The organism is Pseudomonas sp. H1_D04, from assembly GCF_054683855.1.
Window position 1 is genome coordinate 4,737,583 of the sequence record NZ_CP162826.1, and the last position, 22,079, is coordinate 4,759,661.

The following is a 22,079-nucleotide window of genomic DNA, read 5'->3' on the forward strand; positions in this document are numbered from 1 at the left end:
GTGTGGTCGCAGGGCTGGGTGGAAAGTGGATGTTATCCTATAACATTAAATTGCACATTGCTGAGGTCCGTCGCCCAGACTAGAATGCGATCAATTCTTAATTACTCCGTGGCCTTGATGCCGGTGACTCGCATGTCGTCCCCCCTCAACCTGCCTATTCAGGCGCTGTACTGCGAACACCACGGATGGTTGTACCGCTGGCTCGACCGCAAACTGGGCAATGCCAGTGATGCGGCCGACCTGGCTCACGACACCTTCGTGCGGTTGCTGAGTCGCCAGAGCTGCGCCGGTTTTGGCAGCGAGCCACGGGCGTTGCTCACTCATATTGCCAAGGGCCTGATGATCGACAGTTGGCGTCGTCAGGAGGTCGAACGCGCCTACCTGGAAACCATCGCCCACTTGCCCGAGCAGCAAGTGCCATCGCCGGAAACCCGCTGGCTGATTCTCGAAGCGCTGTACCGTATCGAAGCCATGCTGCGCGACTTGCCCGAGAAAACCCGCCAGGCGTTCCTGATGTCGCAGCTCGATGGCCTGACGTACCAGCAGATTGCCGATGAGTTGAAGGTGTCGCTGGTGTCGGTCAAACGCTATATGCGCGATGCTTTCCTCGCCTGCCTGAGCGTGGCATGAAACCGTCGATTGACCCGCTGATCCTGGGCGAAGCCGCCGACTGGATGGTGCAGTTGCAGTCCGGCAGCGCGACCGACGAAGACCACCGCGCCATCGCCCAATGGCAAGGCCGCAGCGCCCAGCACGCGCAGGCCTGGCAGCGTGCGCAGGCGATTCTGGGGGACTTCAACAGCGTGCCGAGTGCGATTGCCGGCGACACCCTCAAGCGTATCGGCCGCAAAAAATCCCTTGGCCGGCGCCAGGCATTGGGGTTGTTGCTGCTGGCAGGTCCGGCGACGTGGCTGGCCTTGCAGCAAAAGCCCTGGCAGTCGTGGGCGGCCGACCAGCGCACCGCCATCGGCGAGCAACGCAATTTGACCTTGCCTGACGGTACGCGGCTGCTGATCAACACCGCCAGCTCGTTGAATATCGGCTTCACCGATCAGGTACGGCGCATTGAACTGCTGCAAGGCGAAGTGATGATCACCACCGCCAAGGACCCTGCGCCAAGCCATCGTCCGTTTATCGTACAAACCCGCCACGGCACCGCCCGTGCGCTGGGCACGCACTTCAGCGTGCGTGTCGGTGAGCACAGCAGCCGCGTGGCCGTGATCGAAGGCGCGGTGGAGATGCTGCCGGTCCACGCCGACCGTGGGTTGATCCTCAAGGCCGGTGAGCAGAGCGCATTTGGCAACGACAGCGTGGCGGCGGTTGGGCCGCTGGATGTCAGCGCCATGACTTGGGAGAACGGCATGCTGCTGGCCCAGCATATGCGCCTGGCGGATTTGCTCGACGAACTGGGGCGCTACCGTGCCGGCGTGTTGCGTTGCCACTCCGGTGTGGCGGGGTTGACCGTTTCCGGCGCATTCCCCCTGCGTGATACGGATGCCAGCCTGCGCCTGTTGCAGGAAACCCTGCCGGTGACCGTCAGCCGCTTGACCGGCTACTGGGTCACCGTCGAGCCGCGTTGAAACTTCTTTCAGATTCGCTGATACCTTTTTCGTTGTCGTCCGGTGTAGGGGAGAACCCTCAACGTTGCACCGCGCCGACAGGAACGCCCATGAACGCCAGACTGCATCTCGTTTGCCCCCGTCCCCTCAAGGCGCTGAGCCTGGCTGTTGCGCTTGCCACTCTCGCTCCGCTGTACAGCGCCATGGCAGCAGAGACAGTAGCGGGCGCCGCGCGCAGCTATGCCCTCGCGCCGGGGCCCTTGGGCAATGTGTTGGCGCAGTTCGCGGCGTTATCCGGTGTGCCGCTGTCGTTTGATTCCGCGCTGCTCAATGACCAACAGAGTTCGGGCCTGCAAGGCAGCTACACTGCGCAATCGGGTTTCATGCAACTGCTCCAGGGCAGCGGCTACACCGTGCAAAGCACCGGCAGCGGCGGCTACACCGTGGTCCCCGAGGCCACTGGCGACGTGCTGCAACTGGGCGCCACCACCATCAGCGCCGAAACGAGTGGGGCAGAGGTGGACACCTATGGCGGTGGCCAGGTAGCGCGTTCGGCGCGCCTGGGGGTGTTGGGCAATCGCTCGATCAATGACGTGCCGTTCAGCGTGGTCAGCTACACCTCCAAAACCATCGCCGACCAACAGGCGCGCACCGTGGGTGACGTGTTGCTCAACGACGCGTCGGTGCGCCAGTCCTCCGGGTTCGGTAACTTCTCCCAAGTGTTTACCATCCGCGGCCTGCCACTGAACACCGATGACATTGCTTTCAACGGCCTCTATGGCGTGCTGCCCCGGCAGATCGTCACCACCGAGGCCCTGGAGCGTGTGGAGTTGTTCAAAGGCCCCAACGCCTTCGTCAACGGCGTATCGCCGGCGGGCAGCGGGATTGGCGGCAGCGTCAACCTGGTGCCCAAGCGCGCCGAAGACACCGCGACCCGCAGCATCAGCCTCGACACCACCACCGACGGCCAGGCCGGTGGGCACCTCGACCTGGGCCAGCGCTTTGGCGAAGACAACCGTTTCGGTGCGCGGGTCAACCTGGCCAAACACGGCGGTGACACGGCCATCGAGGATGAATTCAAAAGCTCACAACTCATCGCCATCGCCCTGGATTACCGTGGCGAGCGCCTGCGCATGTCCACCGATTTCGGCTACCAGAAAGAGCGCATCAACAGCGGCCGCTCGGTGGTCTACCCCACAGGTACCCAAGTGCCGAAGGCGCCATCGGCGAAACACAACTACGCCCAGGACTGGAGCTGGTCGGAGTTGGAAGACACCTACGGCATGTTCAATGCCGAGTACGACCTCAATGACAACTGGACGGCTTACGTGGGCGGCGGCGCCAAGCACACGCGGGAGAATGGTCAGTATTCGTCGTTGTATGTGGGCAACAACGGTGCCGGGCAAGTGGGCTTTTTGTATTCGCCCCATGATGAGGACAACAAGAGTGCCATGGCCGGTTTGAACGGGCACTTCAGCACTGGGCCGGTGACCCATCAGATGAACGTCGGTTTGTCGGGAGTCTGGGGCGAACAGCGTTCGGCGTTTGAAGCGATCCTGCGGGGCAATCGCAAGCCCGGCGATCTGTACAACCCGACCCAGATAGCGCGCCCGACCGTCACCTATTTCGGCAGCGATGTGCACGACCCACGCATCGTTGGCAAAAACCGCATCAAGAGTGCTGCGGTGTCCGACACCTTGGGCTTTATCGACGATCGCGTATTGCTGACGTTGGGCGTGCGCCGCCAGACCATCGAAGTGGACGCCTGGAACACCACCACCGGCGTGCGCAGTGCCAACTATGCCGAGTCGATCACCACGCCGGTTTATGGCCTGGTGGTCAAGCCTTGGGAGCATGTGGCGTTCTACGCCAACCGAATCGAAGGCTTGGCCCAAGGTCCGACGGCGCCGCTGACCAACGTCACCAATCCCGGCGAAGTCTTTGCGCCCAGCCGCAGCAAACAGACCGAAGCCGGGGTCAAGTTCGATTGGGACAGCTATGGCGCTACCCTCGGCGTCTACCGCATCGAACAGCCGAACAGTGCGACCAACACCAACGCCAATGGCACCCATACCTTCAGCGTCGACGGTCAGCAGATCAACAAAGGTGTGGAGCTCAACGTCTTCGGCGAACCCCTCGACGGCCTGCGCGTGCTGGCCGGTGCGACCTGGATGAACACCGAGTTGAAGCGCACTGCCAACGGCCTCACTGACGGCAATCGCGCCGCCGGTGTGCCGCGTTTTCAGTTCAACGTGGGCACCGATTGGGACATTCCGGGCATCCAGGGCGCTGCGGTTAACGCACGGCTGCTGCGCACCGGCGGCGAGTACGTCAACGCTGACAACACACTCAGCATTCCGGCCTGGACCCGTGTTGACCTCGGTGCGCGTTATGGCTTCAAGGCCGACGACAAGTTCATCACCTTGCGCGCCAACGTCGAGAATGTCGCGAACAAGGCGTACTGGGCGTCGGCGTCGACCGCCAATAACTACCTGACCCAGGGCGAGCCACGCACGGTGAAGCTATCGGCAACGGTGGACTTCTAAAGGGTAAACACGGTCCACTGTCGAACGTGTTTGGGGGGGCGCCAGACGCCTGACGCCCACCCAATACCGATCTATAAAGGACGTGTAGGCACCCACCGGCAGCCCTACACGGGCGAGGTCGATATTCAGGCGTTTTAAGCAGTATTCCCGCCAGGAATGCCCCCATAAAAACCCTGCATTGTCTTTATCCGCGCACATCTCGTAGCGTGAGGGCTCATTCAAGGAGATTGCCCATGAGCCAGAGCCCGTTGCGCCTATACGTTGATTCGCTGTTCACCAGCCCCTACGCGATGTCGGTGTTCGTCACCCTGCGGGAAAAGGGCCTGGCCTTCGAACTGGTTACCCTGGACCTGGATGCCGCGCAAAACCAGACCGCCGATTTCGCCCGGCTGTCTGTGACCCAACGGGTGCCAACCCTGGTGGAAGGTGACTTTGCGTTGTCGGAATCTTCGGCGATCACCGAGTATCTGGAAGAGGCCTACTCTGGGACAGCGGTGTACCCCGCCGATCCAAAGCAGCGGGCGAGGGCGCGGCAGGTACAAGCGTGGTTGCGCAGTGATTTGCTGCCAATTCGTCAGGAGCGTTCCACGCTGGTGGTGTTCTACGGCCAGCAGATGCCGCCGTTGTCACCCGTGGCCGAAGCGGCCGCCAAGCGGTTGATCACTGGGGCGCAGGCGTTATTGGCGGGTAACCCGACGAACCTGTTCGGTGAGTGGTCGATTGCTGATGTGGATCTGGCGATCATGCTCAACCGCCTGATCCTCAACGGCGACCGCGTACCGGCTGAGTTGGTGGCGTATGCCCAGCGTCAGTGGCAGCGGCCGTCGGTGCAGGAATGGGTCAATCAGCAACGTCCTGCGCTGTAGCGTTTGCGGTGATGTGTTCCACACGCCGATCCAGGTCTTCCCAATCGGCCATGCCCAGCACCCGCGTGGTGTTCAAGCCGCGCAGGTAACCGCGCAGTTGTTGGGCGCTGGCACAGACTTGATCGGCGTCGGCGTTGATGTCCTGCAGCACGGTTTCATAGTCGACCAGGTAATCGGCGACCCGCTCGCGAAATTCCGGCAAGACGGCTTCACGGATGCGGTCGAAGGTTTTCTGGTGGGGCTTCATGGCGGCTCCTTATCGGTTTTATCGCAACACTATCGCTTCAGATAATAGTCACCATCACGCAACGCAAGTTCTGTTTTCGCACGGAAAGCGCAAAATCCCTTCATCGAGACGCTGTTCAAGGAAATGCGCGATGAGGACGATTATTCAGCTTGGTCTAATGATTCTGATGCTGGGTACGGTGGCAGTGAGCAACGCGGCCATCGCTGGCGAACTGCGTACAGGCCATTTGCTACCCATCGCCGGTAGCGTAAACTCCCTGCAGCACACGCAGTCAGTAGGTGTGTTGTTGAGCGACAATACTCGCGACAACCTCAGCTATCTGGAACGCTACCACGATATGGCCTTGAATGGCGCCAAGGATGCCCTCGACGGGCGTATCCGCCAGGCGTTCGTCAACAGCTCCGACCCGGAGTTGGCCATTGATTGGTTGATGAGTTCGCTGCAGGGCGCCTTTTTGTCGGTGACCGTCTACGACAACCTGGATGCCTTGGTGCAGGCTCATCCCGATGTAGTGGTGATGCTCGATACCCATAATCAACTGCTCACCCAGCGTAACGATCAGGTCGAGGCGCGCTTTATTGCGCGGTTCTATGACGCCGACCTGCAATACATCGCCAAGGCCGAAGGCTCGGTGCACAAACAGGTGCCGTCGGTGTGGGTCCGTGACAAAGACGCGCCGGAAATTGCCGCGCAGATCGAGCAGCAGCGGGATGTGCAGTTGGATGCTTTGAAGCAGTTTGATGCGTCGCTCAAGGCGCTGGTACGTGCCGGTTGATGTGAACGTTTATATTCAATATCAGGATTTTTTCATGCGCTCTTTTTTTGTACCGGCTACGGCTCTGTTGATGGCCGGCTGTGTCTCTGCCCCAAACACTCCAACTTTGACCCTGCAAACCAGCAAAGGCCCTGACGCCTATTTCCAATGCGTCTTGCCCAAGCTGGAAAAACACGGGATTACGTCGACCGTGACCCAGAACTCGCGCCACGCCCGCGCGGTGTTGACCAGTAAGATTGCGGCCGACGATGTGCTGGAAGCCTACAAGGCTGGAGAGGGCGCCAAGGTGTTCCTGTATGAGCGCAAGCCGCTGGCATCGGCGTTAACGCCGTCGCGACTGGAATTGGCGGCGCAGGAATGTAAGTAGCACACACATCCAATGTGGGAGGGAGCTTGCTGTGGTGAGCAGGCTTGCCCTGCGCTGGTCTGCGAAGCCGCCCCTCCCCACAGGTTGATGTGTACTCGACCTAGGCTTTGGCTTCGTTGCTGAAACTGTTGACGGTCTTGACCAGCCCTTGAGCCGCCAACGCCACCAATTCACCGCCTTTCTCCACCGTCGCCAGCGCCGGGTCCGAGCCCATGCGTCCATCGGGGAAGCGTGCACGGAAGTCCAGGGCTTCGCGGATCGGACCGGTGTTGGCGATCTGCGGCGAATAGTCGGCCGACTTGATCGAGTCCGGATACGCCCACTGCGTCACCGCGATCTCTGACGGCGTGGCATGACTGCCGTGGCCTACCGGGAATTGGCGGTGGGCCAGGTCACTGACGCCTTCCAGGTCCCACCAGTTCACCAGCTTCAGGGCGAAGCCGGCGGGTCGACGGGCAAAACTGGCTTCGGCGTACAGCTCGGAAAACGCCGCCTCGATGGTTGCGATATTCCCGCCATGGCCGTTGAGGAACAGGATCTTGTCGAAACCATGCCCGGCCAGCGAACGCACCCAATCGCCAATCGCGGCGATAAAGGTGGAAGGGCGTAAGGAAATGGTGCCGGGGAAACCCAGGTGATGCTGGGCCATACCGATATTGAAGGTCGGCCCGATCAGGATGTCGGCGTTTTTTTGCGCCTCAACGGCGATGATTTCCGGACACATCCAGTCGGTGCCCAGCAGACCGGTCGGGCCGTGCTGCTCGTTGGAGCCGATGGGGATCACCACCGTGCGACTGCGCTCCAGAAACTGCCCGATCTCGATCCAGGTCGATTGGTGTAGAAGCATTGAACGCTCTCTTTTATCTGTGGGGACAGGCTAACCGCCACGGATTGTACGACTACTTGCCACCTGTTGGGGTTTGCAATTGAGGTACGTCGAGGACTTCAACCAGCGCTGGTCGGGGTACCACGAAAACATAAACTGCCCGTCCTTGAGTTTATCCACCACCTGGCGTGCCACCTGTGGGCGCACCGCCGGGCAACCCTGGCTGCGGCCGATACGGCCTTCGCGCTTGCTCCACAGCGGGCTTACGTAGTCGGCGGCGTGAATCACGATGGCGCGATCACGGGCCTGGTCATTGAACCCCGGCTCCAAGCCGTCCATGCGCAGCGAGTAACCGTGGGTGCCCAGGTAACTTTCCTGGGTGCGGAACAGGCCCAGGCTGGATTGATGGCTGCCTTCGGTGTTGGAGAACTGGGTGGCGAAGTTCTCCCCGGACTTGGCGCCGTGGGCCACCAGATCGCGCAGCACCAGGGTTTTCTTACGCAGGTCGAAGATCCACAGCCGACGGGCGGTCGACGGCTGAGAATAGTCAATCACGGCCAGGCGCTCGGAGCGTTCCTCGCCATTGCTGACCGCGCACTGCATCGCGCTCAGGGCACTTTTCAGCACAGTGGGATTGAGTTCTGGAGCCGAGCGCGCCAGGCTGCTATACAAGGAAGGAGGGTTGCCATTGGCGGCGAGCGCAGAATTGCTCAATACAGCCAAACTCAAGGCGATCCCCAGGCGATACATAAAAGTCAGCATCTACAGTACATCTCCCCCACTGTGGATTGGAGCCAAGCCATTGTTCAAAAAACACGCATGTTACTTGAGCATTTGCCTGCTCGTTGCACCATTGGTCGCCACAGCGGATGCGCTGCCGGTGGAACCGCTGCCGGTCACGACCCCCGCGCCGGTGGACCTGGCCCCGTTGCAACAAGCCCTGGCGCAGTTGCCCAGTGGTTGCCCAGGCCTGGCGCCGCAGATCGACGCGCCAGCCCTTGCGCGCCTGCAAGCGTTCTATCAGCAGCAAGGCGATGCACCGTTATGGTCGGACGAGACGCGCCGCCAAGCACTCCAAACACAATTGCTGATGCTCGCCGACGATGGCCTGGATCCCACCCACTATAGTCTGCCCGCGCCGCACGCCACGCAAAACGTACTGTGCAGCGATATCGACAGCAGCCAACACTACCTGCAAGCCCTCCAGGACTTGCACTTCGGTCGGCTGCAGCAATCGCGCTTCGAACCGCTGTGGCATTCCCAGCCTCCCACCCGCGATCCCAACACCGACGTGCTGGCCTTTGCCGCCATCGGCTTGAATGACATGGCGCAAGCGTTCGACCAGGCACGCCCCAGCGCAGATTTGTACCGCAGCCTGCGCAATGCCTATTCCACGGTGCGCCAGCAGCCATTGCCCCATTGGGAGGCGGTTGGCAGCGGCCCGTTGTTGCGTCCCGGCATGGAAGACCCACGTGTTCCGGAACTGGCGCGGCGGCTCTACAGCGGTGGTTATCTGCCCAGCGAACCGAAGGGCGCCGGCAAGCAATACCGTCCTGAGTTAGTCACGGCGGTGAAGGCTTTCCAGGTCAGCCACTCCTTGCAATCGGACGGTGTGATCGGCGCCGGCACCGTGGCCGAACTCAACATCAGCCCGGCCATGCGCCGCGAGCAACTGCGCATCAACCTTGAACGCTTCCGCTGGCTGGCCCAGGACCTGGAGCCCGAAGGCGTGCTGGTCAACGTCGCCGCCGCGCAATTGAGCGTGTACCAGAGCGGCATCCCGGTGTGGCAAACCCGCCTGCAAGTGGGCCGCGCCGAACGCCAGACGCCGCTGCTCAAATCCCGCATTACCCGGCTGACGCTCAACCCCACCTGGACGATCCCGCCGACCATCATGCGTGAGGATAAACTCCCGGCCATCCGCCTGAACCCTGAATACCTGCGCCAGCAAAACCTGCAAGTGCTCGACGCCGAAGGCCACCCGCTGGCGCCCGAGCAGATCGACTGGGCGCGCCCCGGCAATATCCTGCTGCGCCAGGAAGCCGGGCCGCGCAACCCGTTGGGCAAGATCGTGATGCGCTTTCCCAACCCGTACTCGGTGTACCTGCACGACACCCCGAGCCAGCCGCTGTTCACCAAAGGCCCTCGCGCATTTAGCTCCGGTTGCGTGCGGGTGGAACAACCGTTGTTGCTGCGCGATCTGCTGGTCAGCCCGGCCGAACGCGCGCGCACCGATGAACTGCTGGCCACTGGCGTGACCCATGAATTCAGGCTGTCCACACCGGTGCCGGTGTTGCTTGGTTACTGGACGGTCGAAGTCGACCGCCAGGGTGGGTTGGTCTACGCGCCGGATATTTACGCGCGGGACCTGGTGTTGATGAAGGCGATGGGCAGCGTGCTCTAGTCCCCGGTCAGTGCTCTTTCTGTGGTGAGCGGGCTTGTCCCGCGCTGGGCTGCGCAGCAGCCTCAAAACCTGCCACAACCCCAGCGTTTTGTGCCGTTTCAGGGGACCAGGTGCGATCAAACAGTGGCGCCAGCGCCACCTGATGACTGATGCCAATCACTGTGCATTCAGGCAATTGCTCACGCACCAGCACCAATAGGGCATGCGCACTGGCTTCATCCAGCTGATTGGTCGCTTCATCCAGGTACAACGTATCCGGCGCATACAGCAGCGCGCGCGCCAGACCGATGCGCTGTTGTTCACCGCCCGACAGTTCCCGCGCCCATTCACGTTGTTCGTCCAGGCGATTTACCAACCCCGGCAACCCCACCTGTAGCAGCACGGCAACCAAGCGCACGCCACTCGGCACTTCAACCGCAGGGTAAGCCAGCAACTGACGCAGCGGCATGCTCGGCAGATAAGGCTTCTGCGGCAGCAAAAGGCTGCGCCCTGGCGGCAATTGCCAGCCGCCCCGGCAATACGGCCAGATGCCCTGCAAGGTGCGCAGCAACGTGGATTTGCCGATACCACTGCGGCCGGCAATCAACAGCCACTCCCCCTGAGCCACTTGTACTGACACATCGCCCAGCAGCAGGCCCGCGTCAGGACGCAGTACATCCAGGCCGCTGACGCACAGGCAGTCGCCAATCACCGGTGCCTGGGCCTGGCAGCGGCTGGCGGCGATGGCGTGTTCAAACTGCCCCAGCCGTTCCACCGCCGAACTCCAGCGCATCAACTTCGGGTACAGCTTGATAAACCAACTGAGGGAGCCTTGCACCGCGCCAAACGCGCTGCGGATCTGCATCAACCCGCCTAACGTGATGGTCTTGGCCAGAAACGCGGGCAGGGCGGCAAACACCGGAATGATCAGGCTGACCCGTTCATAGCTGACGGTAAACAGGCTGAGGTTACGCTCGCGGCCCATCAGTTGCCGCCAGTTGTGCGCAATCGCCTGGAAACGCTCAGCCAGGTGCGCGCGCTCCACCGCCTCGCCCCGGTACAGGGCGATCTGTTCGGCGTGTTCACGCTTGCGCAGCAGGCTGGCACGAAAGTCAGCTTCATAGTGCTGGCGGTCCACGTTCAGGCGGTGCAGCGGACGGCCGACCCAGTGGGTGATCAAGCTGCCGGCCAGGGTGTAGAGCACCACAATCCACACCAGGTAGCCCGACAGTGTGATGCTGTATTCGCCGACGCTGAACGTCTGCACCCCCGACAGTTGCCAGAGAATGCTCATGAAAGCACCGACCTGGGCCATGTTGATGATGAACGAAGCCACCAACTCCACACTCAGGTCGGCAACGATATCCACGTCCTCGCTGATGCGCTGGTCGGGGTTGTCCGGCTCGCCGTTCAGGCCCAGGCGGTAGAAGGCCTGGTCAGCGAGCCAGGCATGGGTGAACTGCTCGGTCATGGCCTGGCGCCAACGCAGCACCAAGGCTTTGCGCACCCAGTCCAGGGCGACGACGATCAGCACATAGGCGCCGAGGTAAATCACGTAGCGGCCCATCAGCGCGTACAGCGCAGGCGTGTCGAATGCGCCGAGGGTGTCGTAGAAGCTTTTGCTCCAGGCGTTGATCAAGACATTGATCTGTACGATCAACAGGCCCATGCCGATGATGCTGACCAGCATCAGCCAGCCCAGCCACTGCGAGCCCTGGCGCCAGAACGGCGCGGCCAGGCGGTAGAACGTACGCAGGCTCTTCAAGGGGCATCCACCTTTGGCAGGACGCGCAGCAGCACTTGGTTATTCGCCGGGAACAACTGGTTGGCCAAGGGTTTGAGCAATTCCAGGCGCAGGCCTTCCGGCAAACGGGTCTGGCGGCTCAGGTAGCGCGGGTCTTGCCATTGGCGTTCGCTGAGCAACAGGCGGCGCCATTGGGTGGTGGGATCGAGCAAGCGCTTTCGCTCCTGACGGCGCAGTTCCATGCGTTCGTCAGTGACCCATTTCGCATCCACCGAACGGCCTAACTGCGCCAGAGTCTGCTGGGCCAGCGCCCACAGTTCGTCGGCGCGTTGGGGGTCGCAGGTGAAGCTCAACTGGCTTTCGATGCGCTGGGTGTCGGGGTTCAGTTCGCTGTCGAAGCGCAGGCGGTAGACGCCGGACGCCTCGCCACGCAGGCGTTGCTTGAGCTGCTGGTTGGCCAGTTCACGCAGGGCTGCGACACGGGCCGCCGCTTCGGGCGTCCATGGCTGTTCGCTGAAGCTGTTGGCTTCGAGTACCACGCGAGGTTCCAGGGCTACGGCGATGTCGGCGCGGCGTTGACCGGGTTTTTGCAGGGCAGGGCGGCTGGGTTGGGCAACGCCGCGCGGGATATTGGCCAGTTGCTCGACCACGGCTTTTGCCAGGTGCGCCGGATCCATGTCCGCCATCAGGTAGTAGGTGACCGGGGCCTGCTTGAGCTGCTGCCAGTCCTCATTCAGGGTGCTTGATTGCAATGCCTCCAAGGCGTGTTGATCCGGGGCTTGCCAGGTGTCGACGCCGTAGCGCAGTTCACGTCGGGCGGCGGCGATGGCGTCGGGTCGGGTGCTCACGCGGGTCAGCAGATCATCGCGGGCAGCGCTGAACAGTTCGTCATCGATCGGCGCGCCCACCTGGCTCTGGCGATAGCTTTGCAGCAGTGTGGTCAGGGCGACAATCGAGGCGTTTGAGCGGGCGCTTAATTGCAGGCGCGTAGCACTTTGTTCAAGGCTCAAGGTTGCCTTGTGCTGTTTACGCCACGCCTCCAATCCTGGCGCGCCACTCTGGTTGCCCAGTTGCGCCGCCATTTGCAGGCGCCAGGCGGGTACGTCGCGGCGCTCGTAACCGGCGGACGATTCGGCTTGCAGTCGCCATTGGCCGTCTTCGGCATTGCGGCGCAGCCAGACCAGGCGATCACCGTTGCTCAGTTGCCAGTGCTCGACCTGTTCAGCGGTAAAGCTGCGTTTGCCCAGCACCGAACCGGGTGCACCAGCCGATGGCAGTGTGAAGGTGGCAGCAAGCGGTGCCACCGGCGGGGCCGACTGCGGCGCTGCCAGTGATGAGAGGGCAATGGACGCGCGCAACTGTTGCACATCGTCCACCTTCGGAAGGCGCACCACACGGTTGCCCGGCGCGGTGAATTGCAGCACTTGGTCGGGGCTGTTCAGCCAACGGTTCAGGCGGGCATTGAGTGCTGCGAGGTCGATGGTGTCCAGCGCGTTAAGCGTGCGCTGGGCTATCTGATGCGGCGCGACGACGGGGCGGTTCTGCACGGCGGCATCGTTGAGCGAGGTCACCCATTGCTCGAAGGTGCGCGACTCATCCTTGGCCAGCATGGCGTCTGCCAATAAGCGGATTTTGCTCCGTTCCCGGTCCAGATCCTGCGCAGTCAACCCGTGTTGGCGCACACGCTCCAACTCGGTCAGCAGCTGCCTCAGGGCATCGTCATGATGAGCACCGTCAACACCGGCCGCGACGCCCAGTACGCTGGAATACTCGCCGATCAAGGTCTTCTGTGCGGTAAGGCTGCGCACGCCGGTTGGCAGGGGTTGGCGGCGTAACTGGGCCAACAACGCCGACAGGGCCATGCGGTCGACCAAACGCTCGCGGCTGGCTTCGGCCGTGATGCCACGGCTGTCCGGTTCGTGCAGGCGAAACAGCAGGGACACTTGGTTGCTGCCGGTTTGCGGGTCTTGCAGGCGGAAGATTTTGAGCTGGTTATCGAGAGGCAGTTCGCGGTGTTCACGTTCCGGTAGTGCCTTGGCGGCCGGGGCGCCGAAGGCCTGCTGGATCTGCTGCGTCAACTGCTGTGGCTCGAAGTCGCCGACCACCGACAACACCATGTTATTGGGTACATACCAACGCTGTTGAAAGCGCCGCAAGGCACCGAGCGACGCTTCGCGGATCGCCGTTTCATTGCCGATGGTGCGGTGTTGTGGGTAACGCGAACCCACCCTTTGAGTGGCCGCGCGTTGGTCATTCATGCGTTGGGCCACGCCAAGGCCGCCGCGCCATTCTTCGATGACGATGGGGCGTTCGCGCTCAAGGTCTGCGGCGTTGTAATCACCCGCGAACACCAGTTGCGCAAGCTTTTCCAAGGCTATGGGTGTTTGCGTGGTACCGGCCATGGGGCTGAGCAGGTACTGGGTGCGGTCATAGCTGGTCATGGCGTTGTAGTTGCGGCCCTGCACCCAACCCAACGCGGTCATCTGCGCACGCAGGTCGCTGGCTTGGCCCGCGCGGCTGCGGAAGGTCAGGTGTTCGAGCATATGGGCCACGCCCACCTGGTCGTCGTCTTCATCCACCGAGCCGGCGCGCACGGTCAGGCGCAGGTCCAGGCGGCCGGTTTGGGTGCTGTCCTGCACCAAGCGGTATTCCAAGCCATTGGCCAGTTGGCCGCGCACCACCTGGGGCGCCCACGGCAGCGGTTCTTGGGTGACGGGCGATGCGCAGGCGCACAGCAGCAGTGGGCCGAGCAGGCCTGCAAGTAACTTATTCATCAAGGGTTCCAGGCTAATCAGGTGGCTGGTTAGAAGCGGTAGCCGACTTCGAGCCAATATTGGCGGCCGACTTCATAGGTGACGGTCGAGCTGCCACTGCCGACGATCTCGTTGACGTGGTCGGTGACGTTGGTGATGTCCACCGTGGCGAACAGCGCCTGCTCCTTGCCCGTGGGGATTTCCCAACTGATGCGCATGTCCCACGTGGGGGCGGCCTTGACAGTCGCGGCGTCGTACACCGCCAGGTCATCGCCGTCGACGGTCACGGTTTTACTGGTGCTGACGATCTGTTCGTAGGGGCCGCGATAGCGCAGGAAGTTACTGACGGTGAGGTTCCACTGCGGGATCTCGGTGATGGTGGTCAGGCGGGCTGTCCAGGGGCGATTGAAGTCGCTGGCAGGCAGGTCGCTATAGGCCATGCGCTTGCCGTCGTAGATCACGTCAGCATCGGCGAATTCATCGGCGTCGATACCTGACTCGTAAGTGCCGTAGGCGTCTTTGGTGCGTGACCAGTCAAAGGCTGCTTGCACGCTGGTGCGGGTGCCTTGCCAATTGAATTCCCCTTTGGGGGTGATGGTCAGGCTGATGTTATCGCTCTCGCTGGAAGCTTGGTTGGTGTAGGTGTAGTAGATGCTGTCATAGCCGGCTTGTGCTCCCAGGCCCAGCACGCGAGAGGAGGCCTTGACGATTTTGTCCTTGCCTTCGCGGTGCACGTACTTGAGGCGAAAGTCGGTGTCGAGCCAAACCTGATCAAGCCCCAGGGTCCATTCGTCATCGTAGGGGACCTTGAGGTCGGTCAGCTTGTTCAGGTTTTCCACTTGAGTGGAACGCCACGCGCCGTCTTGGGTGGTGCGGGTGTAGAGCGTGTTAAAACCCTGGCGACCGTCGGCCAGGCGGTATTTGAACAGGTTGCGGCCGTAGTAGCGGTTGACGCCGAATACCAGCACGGTACTGCGGTCACCGAAGAAGTCGTAGTCACCGGCAAAACGTGGGGCCAGGTTCTGTTGTTGCATGTAGTCGTCGCCTTCCAGGCGTAACCCCGGACGCAGGCCGAGCTTGCCGATCTGCATCGCGTCTTCGACGAACACTGCGTATTTGTTTTCCGTCAGGTCGATCTTGCCGGCGCCGTACTCCAGGCGCGTACCGGCCCACTGGCGGGTGGACCCGTTGAGCAGCGTACCGATGGAACACAGGTTGTCGTTGTTGGCGCAGGTGGCAATGCTGTCGCGCTTGTTGATGGTGGCGGAGGTGGCCATTTTTTCCCGCTCCCAGGTCGCTTGGGTGCGGGTCAGTTGCAGACCGGTGACCACTTTGTGTTCGGTGCCCGCCCAGTTGAAGGCCTGCCAGTCAGCCTTGAGTTTGTAGTCGATGCTGCTCTGGGTCTGGTCCAGGTTGCCATAGGCACCCTCGCCACTACGGGAGTTGGTAGTTTCCGGGCGACCCCAGTCTTTGGTCGTGGAGTAGAACCAGGCGATCGCGTCATTGGATTCGGAGCGGCGCGAGCTGTTGAGGTCGCTGACCGCCAGCGTGTGCGACCAGCGCGCTGTGTCGCCTTCCCATACGGCTTTGACCGAGCCCTGCCAGCCGCCGTTGATGTTGGTGAAATCAGCGTTGCGGTAGTTTTCGCGGAAATAGGTGTTTTCCTGGGGCGCCTGGATAAATGAACCGTCGAGGCTGAGCCTGTCGTTGACGTTCCAGTAGGACTTGACCATGTAGTTGTCGAGTTGACGCGTCTGGTCCCGAGTGTTCTCGCCGGTGGGGCTGTTGTAGCCCCCGGTGTAGGTGTTCAACGGAATGACCGAGCGCTTTTGCGAGAAGCTCAGGATGCCGCCGAAGTCTTCGGTCAGGTGGCCTTCGAGTCTGCCGCGCAGCGTCGTCTTCTCGAACTCGGGCTGGTATTGCTCGTTGGATGCGTTGTCGAAGTTAGCTTGGTCTTTTTCGGTGATGTGGTAACTCGTCCAAGCCGATCGGCTCATGGAATAGGAGAATTTACCGTGCAGCGCCTGCGTGGGCCGACGGGTGATAGCGTCGACTACACCACCGTTGAATCCCCCATATTCGGCGGGCACGTTGCTGTCGTAGACCGTCACTTCCTGCAGCAGGTCGGCGTCCAGGGCGATGCCGTGGGAGCGACTCGGTGCTGCATCGAACTGACGGGTTTCGCCGTAGCCGTGGGCGCCGGGGTCGAGGTCGTTGTTGATCGAGATACCGTCGATCATGAAGTTGTTCTGGTAGAACTTGGCACCGTTGATGCTGATGTCCGCCGGGTCGATTTCTCCGGGGGTCTTGGAACTCTGCTGCGCACCGCTGAACTGCACGCTGGGGTGCATTTGCAGCAGCGTGGTGATGTCACCATTGGCGCCGGGGAAGGCCTGGATCGCCTTTTGATCAATAACGGTGGCGCCCTGGAACGAGTTTTCCTGGGTGAAACCCAGCACCACCGTGCTGTCCAGCATTAAGGGTTCACCGGCAGCGGCATTGGGCAGGCGATGGAATACCAGCGCGCCATCCTGATAGCCCCAGCCGATGCCGGTCCCTTGCAACAGGTAAGCGAGGGCAGCGTCGTTGCTCATGTCGCCATTCACACCGGGGGAACTCACGCCCTTGAGCAGCTGCGGGTCAACGCTCACTTGCTTGCCGCTCTGTAGGCCGAAGGCGATCAAGGCGCCGGCCAGCGGCTGCGGCGGGATGTTGAACACGTGGCCCGAGGCGGGCGCATCGGGTTGCGCCAGGGCCAGCGGCAGCGGGCCAAACGCGCAGCAAAGCCCGAGCACGCTGGCGGCAGCACCTTTTTTCAGGCGCAGCGGCCACGTGCCCGGCGTACCGAACGGGTGAAGGGTGTGTGTCATGCAAAGATCCCCGCGCCGGCACAAAAAACCGGCCAGTCAATGAATACGAATAAATCTCAATTGCTGCGCGCGGGACAGAAGACGGGACAGCGCGGGGGATTTTCAGAAAAAAGCTGAATTATTTTTAAATGCCGGGAAATTACTTGCTCAACACCAGCAGCCACGGGCTGTAGGCGCTGACTTTTGCGCCGTAGGGTTGCAGCACGGCCTGCAGCGCCGCCTTGGGTTTGCGCAGGTCGTAAACCCCCGTGACCCGCTGCGCACCCAGTTGCTTATCGCGCAGCACAATGATGGCGGGTGTATAGCGGCGCAGTTGTTCTAGTACCTCGTTGATCGGCAGGTCATCGGCAATCAACTGGCCCTGACGCCAGGAAGCAGCCTGGCTGGGGGAAAAACTGCCGAGTTCGGCGCGTCCGGCGCGCAAGGTGAGGCGTTGCCCCGGCACGAGGCTGGCGAGGGGGCGGCGGCCTTGCGCATCGGTGACATTGACCGAGCCTTGTTGCACGGCGACGCTCGGATCATCCGGCGTGGCATTGACGTTGAACGCGGTGCCGGTCACGGTCACGCGCAATGTCGTGGTCAATACATGAAAGGGTTTGCTCTTGTCCGGCGTCACCTTGAAAAACGCCTGGCCGGTCAGCAATCGCACATCGCGGTGATTGTCGGCGATGTCCACGGCAATCGCCGAATGGCTGTCGAGTTGCACCACGCTGCCGTCACTGAGGGTGATGTCGCGGGTTTCCCCAGCGCCGGTGCGGTAATCGGCTTGCCAGCGCAGCAGCAGGCTCGGCGCCAACGCCACCACCAGACACGCCGCGATGGCAGCGGCGACCCAGCGTCGAACCCGGCGCGGGCGGGCGGTGTAACGCTGCAGTGGCGCTGCTGGCTGTGGCCAATGTTCTGCGCTGACCGGCGCTACATGCCCAGTCAACTGCCATACGCGTTCAGCCTTGCGATAGGCCTTGGCATTGGCCTCGCTGGCTGCGCACCAATCGGCCACTTGCCCACGCAGGTCCGCATCCAGCGGGGCCTGTTGCACGCGCATCAGCCAGTCCAGGGCCTGGTCGCGGCGGGTGTTGGCGCTATCCTCGGTGGGCATGAATGGCGTATCTCCGCAGGCAAAAAACGGCGGGCAGGATCCCATGGATTCGCCCTTCACCGCAAAAGACGCATCAGCAGAGTTTTTTTTCAGAAAAGTTTCGGTGCGCTCAGTCATCGTCCACCTCCAGGCAGTCCATGCAGTGGCGCAGCGCGTCGTGAACCAGTTGATGCACCAATGCAGTCGACACGCCCAAAGCGGCGGCTACCTGTTGCAACGTGAACCCGCCCAGCCGATGCATTTCAAAAGCGCGGCGGGTGCGCTCGGGCAATTGGGCCAAGGCGCGCGAGATGGCTTCCAATTCATTCTGGCTGCTCACTTCACGCTCAGGGGAGGCGCTGCTGGAGGGCAAGTCGTTGAGCAATTCGTCGCCACCGGGCTGCACCCGCTCGGTGGCGGTGCGACGCGTCAAGTCCAGGGCAAGGTTGCGCACGATGCGGTACAGGTAGCTGGCCGGGTGGCGGATATCGGCCTGCTCATCCTGGCCGCTGAAACGCAACCAGGCTTCCTGCACCACGTCCTCGGCGCGCGCGCGGCAGCCCACGATGGGCGTGGCATAGTCCAGCAGCGCGGCCCGGTGGGTCAGGTAAAGCTGGAGTTTTTCATCCGCCAAGAGAGTCAGCTGCCTGCGCGCGACTGTGCCGCGTGGCACAGACTGGGAAGTGAGAGGGCGCGGAGTTTAGCGGTGGTTGATAATGGTTATCAACAACTTGATCGCTTTTGTTGCGCGGCAATCAACGGCGCAAGTGCTTGAGGAGCTTTTCAACAGCCTGCGCCGCATCGATCTGGGCGGTGTCGACCGTCAATGGCGCGTCATCCCAAGGTTCGTATTCATGAACCAATACCGACTGCCAGCTCGGCGCAATTAGCCCTGGAATATCGCTCTCACGGCTTTCGACGCGGCGTTGGTGCTCACGCGTATCAGAGCAAACGATTTGGATATCGACCAACGCCACCCCCGCCGTTGCGGCAGTTGCTCGCCACGCCGCGCGGCTTTCCTGCACCGGGTTCACGCAGTCGGCGACCACCGTATGCCCCAACTGCAAGTTGCTCAAGCCCAGAGCGTTCGCCACGCCATAGCCGCTGGCGCCCGGCACCACAGCTGCATCGCGAAGCGCTTGCTCGATGACATCGATGCGCAGGTAAACCGCATTGAACCGGCGTGCCAGTTCGCGGGCAATCGTGGTCTTGCCGGTGCCGGGCAAGCCGCTGAAGACGATAAGCATGGTTCGGTCCTTCGATAGGTCACAGGGGCGGGTTCAGGGTATCCTCCACTTCCTCCACAGGTCGACCCCAGGACACTCCATGCCCTTGCAGTTCGTAAAAATGCACGCCCATGGCGATGACTTCATCATCGTCGACCGCCGTGGCCTGGACGACCCGATCACCCCACAGATCGCCCGCCGCCTGGGCAATCGCCACACTGGCATCGGCTTCAATCAACTGGCCGTGGTGCTTGATTGCGAAGATGCCGTCGCGCGTATCAAGTTCTGGAACCCCAACGGCACAGCGCTGCAAACCTGCGGGAGCGCCACCCGAGGCGTGGCCGACCGTTTGATGCATGAAATCGGCGGCGATTCGGTTGTGCTGCGCACTGACCGTGGCCTGCTGACCTGCGTGCGCGAGTCGGGGCGGCGGGTGTCGGTGAACATGGGCGAGCCGTCGTTGGACTGGGCATCAGTGCCGCTGGCCGAGGCCATGGATACGGGCGCCTTGCCGATCGACGGCAGCCCGGCGGCGTGCAGCATGGGCAATCCCCATTGCACGTTTTTTGTCGACGACATCAACGCCATTGATGTGGCCGCAGTAGGTCCGGCGTTGGAGCTTCATCCGTTGTTCCCGGCCAGGACCAATGTGCATTTTGTGCAGGTGCTGGACCGTGGGCATATCCGCCTGCGCATCTGGGAGCGTGGCGGTGGCGTGCCGTTGGGTTCCGGTTCGTGCTGTTGCGGGGCGGTGGTCAATGGCATCCGGCGCGGCTTGCTGGATGCCACGGTGCAGGTGCAGTGCGATGGCGGCACGGTCACCGTGCACTGGGCGGGCGAGGGCGGCGTGGTGTTGACCGGCAGTGTCGAGCCGATCATGCAGGGCAGTGTCTATCTGTCCTGAAACTTCACCGTAAACGTGGTGCCGGCGTTGGCGCAGGAACTCACCGCCACATCGCCGCCATGCACTTTGGCCAGCTCGCGCACGATATACAGCCCCAGGCCCACACTGCGTACGTCACTGCCCTGGTCGGTGCCGCGGGTCATGGGCTCGAACAGCCCGGTCAGCAAGGCTTCGGGAATTGCCGGGCCGTGGTTGTGCACGGCGACTTCACACGCGCCATCACCCAGGTTCGAGGTGATGGTGATGGGCAGCAGCGGGTCGCCATAAGCCACGCTGTTGGCCACCAGGTTGCCGATGATCTGCTGCACACGGTCTGCGTCCAGACACGCGCCGCCACTGCCTTTGGCCTGATGCTCCAACGTCGCTTTGGGGAATGCCACACGCAGCTCATCCACCGTGCGATGAATCACGTCATGCAGGTCCAGCGGCGCCGCCTTGATGCTGATGCCCTGGCCGACCCGGGCCTGGGTGAAGTCCAACAGGTCGGCAATCATGCGTTGGGCGCGTTCGGATGATTGGCCGATATGCCCAAGTAGCTGGCGTTCTTTGGCGGTGCGCTCGCCACGGTTGAGAAAGTCCGACGCCATGCGGATCGCCGTAAGGGGGTTTTTCAGGTCATGGCTGACAATCGCAACCATCTGCTCGGCAAACAGTGCGCGGCGCTGGGCAATGGCGTAGGCCTCGCTCAGTTCGGCCTGTGCCTGGTGCAGCGCCAGTTCGGTAGCGGTCTTTTCCTGCAGCAGCGCTTCGGCCAGGTTGCGCGCGTTGAGCAACTCGCGCTCGTACTTGTCCCGGTCGGTGGTGCCGAACAACGCCAGGTCGTGCACTACAGCGCCGGCCTGTTCGCGTTTGTTGCCGTTGAGCAGCACGGTCACCTTGTGCCCGTCGTGGTGCAGCATGTCCAACTTCACTTCGGTGACGCTGCCGTGCATGCGCAGCATCGGCGCCAGGTGGGTCTGGTGGAAGATCCGCCCGCCTATGGTCAGCAGGTCCTGGAAGCGATGGCCGCACAACTCGGCATTGCTGAACCCCAACCAATCACTGAAGCGCGCGTTGGCTTGCAGGATCGTGCCGTCTTCCGAGGTGACGGCCAGGGCGCAGGCGGCGCTGTCGAACAGCTCAGTGGGCACGGGAAACCGCCCAAGGCGCGAGGAATGTGTCCATGGCCGCCGCGCAGGCTTGCGGCGCGCTCATGTGGGGGCAGTGGCCGACGTTAGCCACCAGGCAATAGGTGCTGTTGGGCAACACGCGGTGCAGGTATTCGCCCACGGCCACGGGGGCAATCAGGTCGTCGCTCGATTGCAGGATCAACACCGGGGTGGTCAGGCCGATCACGTCCTGGCGGTTGTCGGACATGAAGGTGACGCGCGCGAATTGCTTGGCGATGTCCGGTTCGGTGCGGCAGAAACTGTCGGTCAGTTCGTCACTCAGCGCTGGTTGCCCAGGCGCGCCCATGATCACCGGGGCCATGGCGCTGGACCAACCGAGGTAGTTGCTGTCGAGGGTGTCGAGCAGGTCGTCGATATCGCTGCGCTTGAAGCCGCCTACGTAGTCATCGATATCGATATAGCGCGGTGAGGGACCGATCATCACATGGGCAGCGACACGGCCGGGGCTCAGGCGATCGGCGAGGGTGCCGATCATCGCGCTGACCGAGTGCCCCACCAGAATCACCGGGCCTTCGGCATAGGCGTCGATGATCTCGTTGAGGTCGCGGGCGTAGCCTTCCAGCACGTTGTATTTGGTCTTGTCGAAGGCGCTCAGGTCAGACAGACCGGCGCCCACCAAGTCATACATCACCACGCGAAAGCGGTCTTCAAACTGCGGTGCCAAGTATTTCCACATGGCCTGGTTGCAGCCGAATCCATGGGAAAACACCAGGGTCGAAGCCCCACGGCCCATCACAGTAACGTTGTTGCGGTGGCGTAGGTCCAT

19 protein-coding genes are annotated in these 22,079 nt (G+C 62.2%); 8 read left to right on the forward strand and 11 right to left on the reverse strand.

The window, feature by feature from the left end; translation table 11 throughout:
• The first annotated feature begins 132 nt into the window (after positions 1 to 132).
• From AB4N82_RS22015 to yfcF, 4 genes are all read left to right on the forward strand, one after another.
• Entirely contained in the window at positions 133 to 630 is a 498-nt protein-coding gene (locus tag AB4N82_RS22015; protein WP_095184486.1) for a sigma-70 family RNA polymerase sigma factor, read from the forward strand.
• Positions 627 to 1,580 carry a FecR domain-containing protein gene (locus AB4N82_RS22020; protein ID WP_122764142.1) on the forward strand — a complete coding sequence of 318 codons (954 nt, stop codon included), beginning with the start codon at positions 627 to 629 and terminating at the stop codon, positions 1,578 to 1,580. Before AB4N82_RS22015 ends, AB4N82_RS22020 begins: the two co-directional genes overlap by 4 nt.
• Before the next feature lie 89 nt (positions 1,581 to 1,669).
• Entirely contained in the window at positions 1,670 to 4,105 is a 2,436-nt protein-coding gene (locus AB4N82_RS22025; protein WP_122764143.1) for a TonB-dependent siderophore receptor, read from the forward strand.
• A 233-nt stretch (positions 4,106 to 4,338) separates the two neighbouring features.
• A complete protein-coding gene (yfcF, locus tag AB4N82_RS22030; RefSeq protein WP_122764144.1) occupies positions 4,339 to 4,971 on the forward strand; it encodes a glutathione transferase in 633 nt (210 codons plus the stop codon).
• Here the strand turns inward: yfcF and AB4N82_RS22035 are convergent.
• On the reverse strand, positions 4,946 to 5,218 hold the full coding sequence (locus AB4N82_RS22035) for a hypothetical protein (RefSeq protein ID WP_032889487.1): 273 nt from the start codon (positions 5,216 to 5,218) through the stop codon (positions 4,946 to 4,948). The genes yfcF and AB4N82_RS22035 overlap by 26 nt on opposite strands.
• Before the next feature lie 130 nt (positions 5,219 to 5,348).
• On the opposite strand from AB4N82_RS22035, the gene AB4N82_RS22040 reads away from it, so the two are divergent.
• Both AB4N82_RS22040 and AB4N82_RS22045 read left to right on the forward strand, forming a co-directional pair.
• Positions 5,349 to 5,993 (forward strand): hypothetical protein, encoded by a 645-nt coding sequence (locus tag AB4N82_RS22040; RefSeq protein ID WP_032889485.1) that lies wholly within the window; start codon positions 5,349 to 5,351, stop codon positions 5,991 to 5,993.
• A 34-nt stretch (positions 5,994 to 6,027) separates the two neighbouring features.
• A complete protein-coding gene (locus AB4N82_RS22045) occupies positions 6,028 to 6,360 on the forward strand; it encodes a hypothetical protein (protein WP_095185009.1) in 333 nt (110 codons plus the stop codon).
• A gap of 100 nt (positions 6,361 to 6,460) precedes the next feature.
• Here the strand turns inward: AB4N82_RS22045 and AB4N82_RS22050 are convergent, their stop codons facing one another.
• Positions 6,461 to 7,207 carry a creatininase family protein gene (locus AB4N82_RS22050; RefSeq protein ID WP_099602230.1) on the reverse strand — a complete coding sequence of 249 codons (747 nt, stop codon included), beginning with the start codon at positions 7,205 to 7,207 and terminating at the stop codon, positions 6,461 to 6,463.
• Between the two features lie 30 nt (positions 7,208 to 7,237).
• Positions 7,238 to 7,948: a murein L,D-transpeptidase catalytic domain family protein gene (locus AB4N82_RS22055; RefSeq protein ID WP_032889480.1), complete on the reverse strand. Its 711-nt coding sequence runs from the start codon at positions 7,946 to 7,948 to the stop codon at positions 7,238 to 7,240.
• A 40-nt stretch (positions 7,949 to 7,988) separates the two neighbouring features.
• Between AB4N82_RS22055 and AB4N82_RS22060 the strand changes: the two genes are divergently transcribed.
• Positions 7,989 to 9,590 carry a L,D-transpeptidase family protein gene (locus AB4N82_RS22060; RefSeq protein ID WP_460103011.1) on the forward strand — a complete coding sequence of 534 codons (1,602 nt, stop codon included), beginning with the start codon at positions 7,989 to 7,991 and terminating at the stop codon, positions 9,588 to 9,590.
• Positions 9,591 to 9,597: 7 nt separating this feature from the next.
• On the opposite strand, the gene AB4N82_RS22065 is transcribed toward AB4N82_RS22060, so the two are convergent.
• The 6 genes from AB4N82_RS22065 to AB4N82_RS22090 all read right to left on the reverse strand — a co-directional run bounded on the left by AB4N82_RS22065 (position 9,598) and on the right by AB4N82_RS22090 (position 19,261).
• A complete protein-coding gene (locus AB4N82_RS22065; RefSeq protein WP_122764145.1) occupies positions 9,598 to 11,334 on the reverse strand; it encodes an ABC transporter ATP-binding protein/permease in 1,737 nt (578 codons plus the stop codon).
• Positions 11,331 to 14,087, reverse strand: coding sequence for a M16 family metallopeptidase (locus tag AB4N82_RS22070; RefSeq protein WP_122764146.1), 2,757 nt, complete (start codon positions 14,085 to 14,087; stop codon positions 11,331 to 11,333). Before AB4N82_RS22070 ends, AB4N82_RS22065 begins: the two co-directional genes overlap by 4 nt.
• A gap of 29 nt (positions 14,088 to 14,116) precedes the next feature.
• The gene (locus AB4N82_RS22075) at positions 14,117 to 16,936 is read right to left on the reverse strand and encodes a TonB-dependent receptor plug domain-containing protein (protein ID WP_122764147.1); all 2,820 of its coding nucleotides are present in this window, start codon (positions 16,934 to 16,936) and stop codon (positions 14,117 to 14,119) included.
• Between the two features lie 139 nt (positions 16,937 to 17,075).
• On the reverse strand, positions 17,076 to 18,035 hold the full coding sequence (locus AB4N82_RS22080; protein WP_122764169.1) for a FecR family protein: 960 nt from the start codon (positions 18,033 to 18,035) through the stop codon (positions 17,076 to 17,078).
• Between the two features lie 109 nt (positions 18,036 to 18,144).
• Positions 18,145 to 18,648 carry a sigma-70 family RNA polymerase sigma factor gene (locus tag AB4N82_RS22085; RefSeq protein ID WP_032889474.1) on the reverse strand — a complete coding sequence of 168 codons (504 nt, stop codon included), beginning with the start codon at positions 18,646 to 18,648 and terminating at the stop codon, positions 18,145 to 18,147.
• 121 nt (positions 18,649 to 18,769) lie between these two features.
• On the reverse strand, positions 18,770 to 19,261 hold the full coding sequence (locus AB4N82_RS22090) for a P-loop nucleotide/nucleoside kinase family protein (RefSeq protein ID WP_122681818.1): 492 nt from the start codon (positions 19,259 to 19,261) through the stop codon (positions 18,770 to 18,772).
• Positions 19,262 to 19,340: 79 nt separating this feature from the next.
• Between AB4N82_RS22090 and dapF the strand changes: the two genes are divergently transcribed.
• Positions 19,341 to 20,144, forward strand: coding sequence for a diaminopimelate epimerase (gene dapF / locus AB4N82_RS22095; protein WP_122764148.1), 804 nt, complete (start codon positions 19,341 to 19,343; stop codon positions 20,142 to 20,144).
• Here the strand turns inward: dapF and AB4N82_RS22100 are convergent.
• Together AB4N82_RS22100 and AB4N82_RS22105 are read right to left on the reverse strand one after the other, a co-directional pair.
• Positions 20,132 to 21,274 carry a PAS domain-containing sensor histidine kinase gene (locus tag AB4N82_RS22100; protein WP_095184496.1) on the reverse strand — a complete coding sequence of 381 codons (1,143 nt, stop codon included), beginning with the start codon at positions 21,272 to 21,274 and terminating at the stop codon, positions 20,132 to 20,134. The genes dapF and AB4N82_RS22100 overlap by 13 nt on opposite strands.
• On the reverse strand, positions 21,264 to 22,079 hold the full coding sequence (locus AB4N82_RS22105) for an alpha/beta fold hydrolase (protein ID WP_099602237.1): 816 nt from the start codon (positions 22,077 to 22,079) through the stop codon (positions 21,264 to 21,266). Before AB4N82_RS22105 ends, AB4N82_RS22100 begins: the two co-directional genes overlap by 11 nt.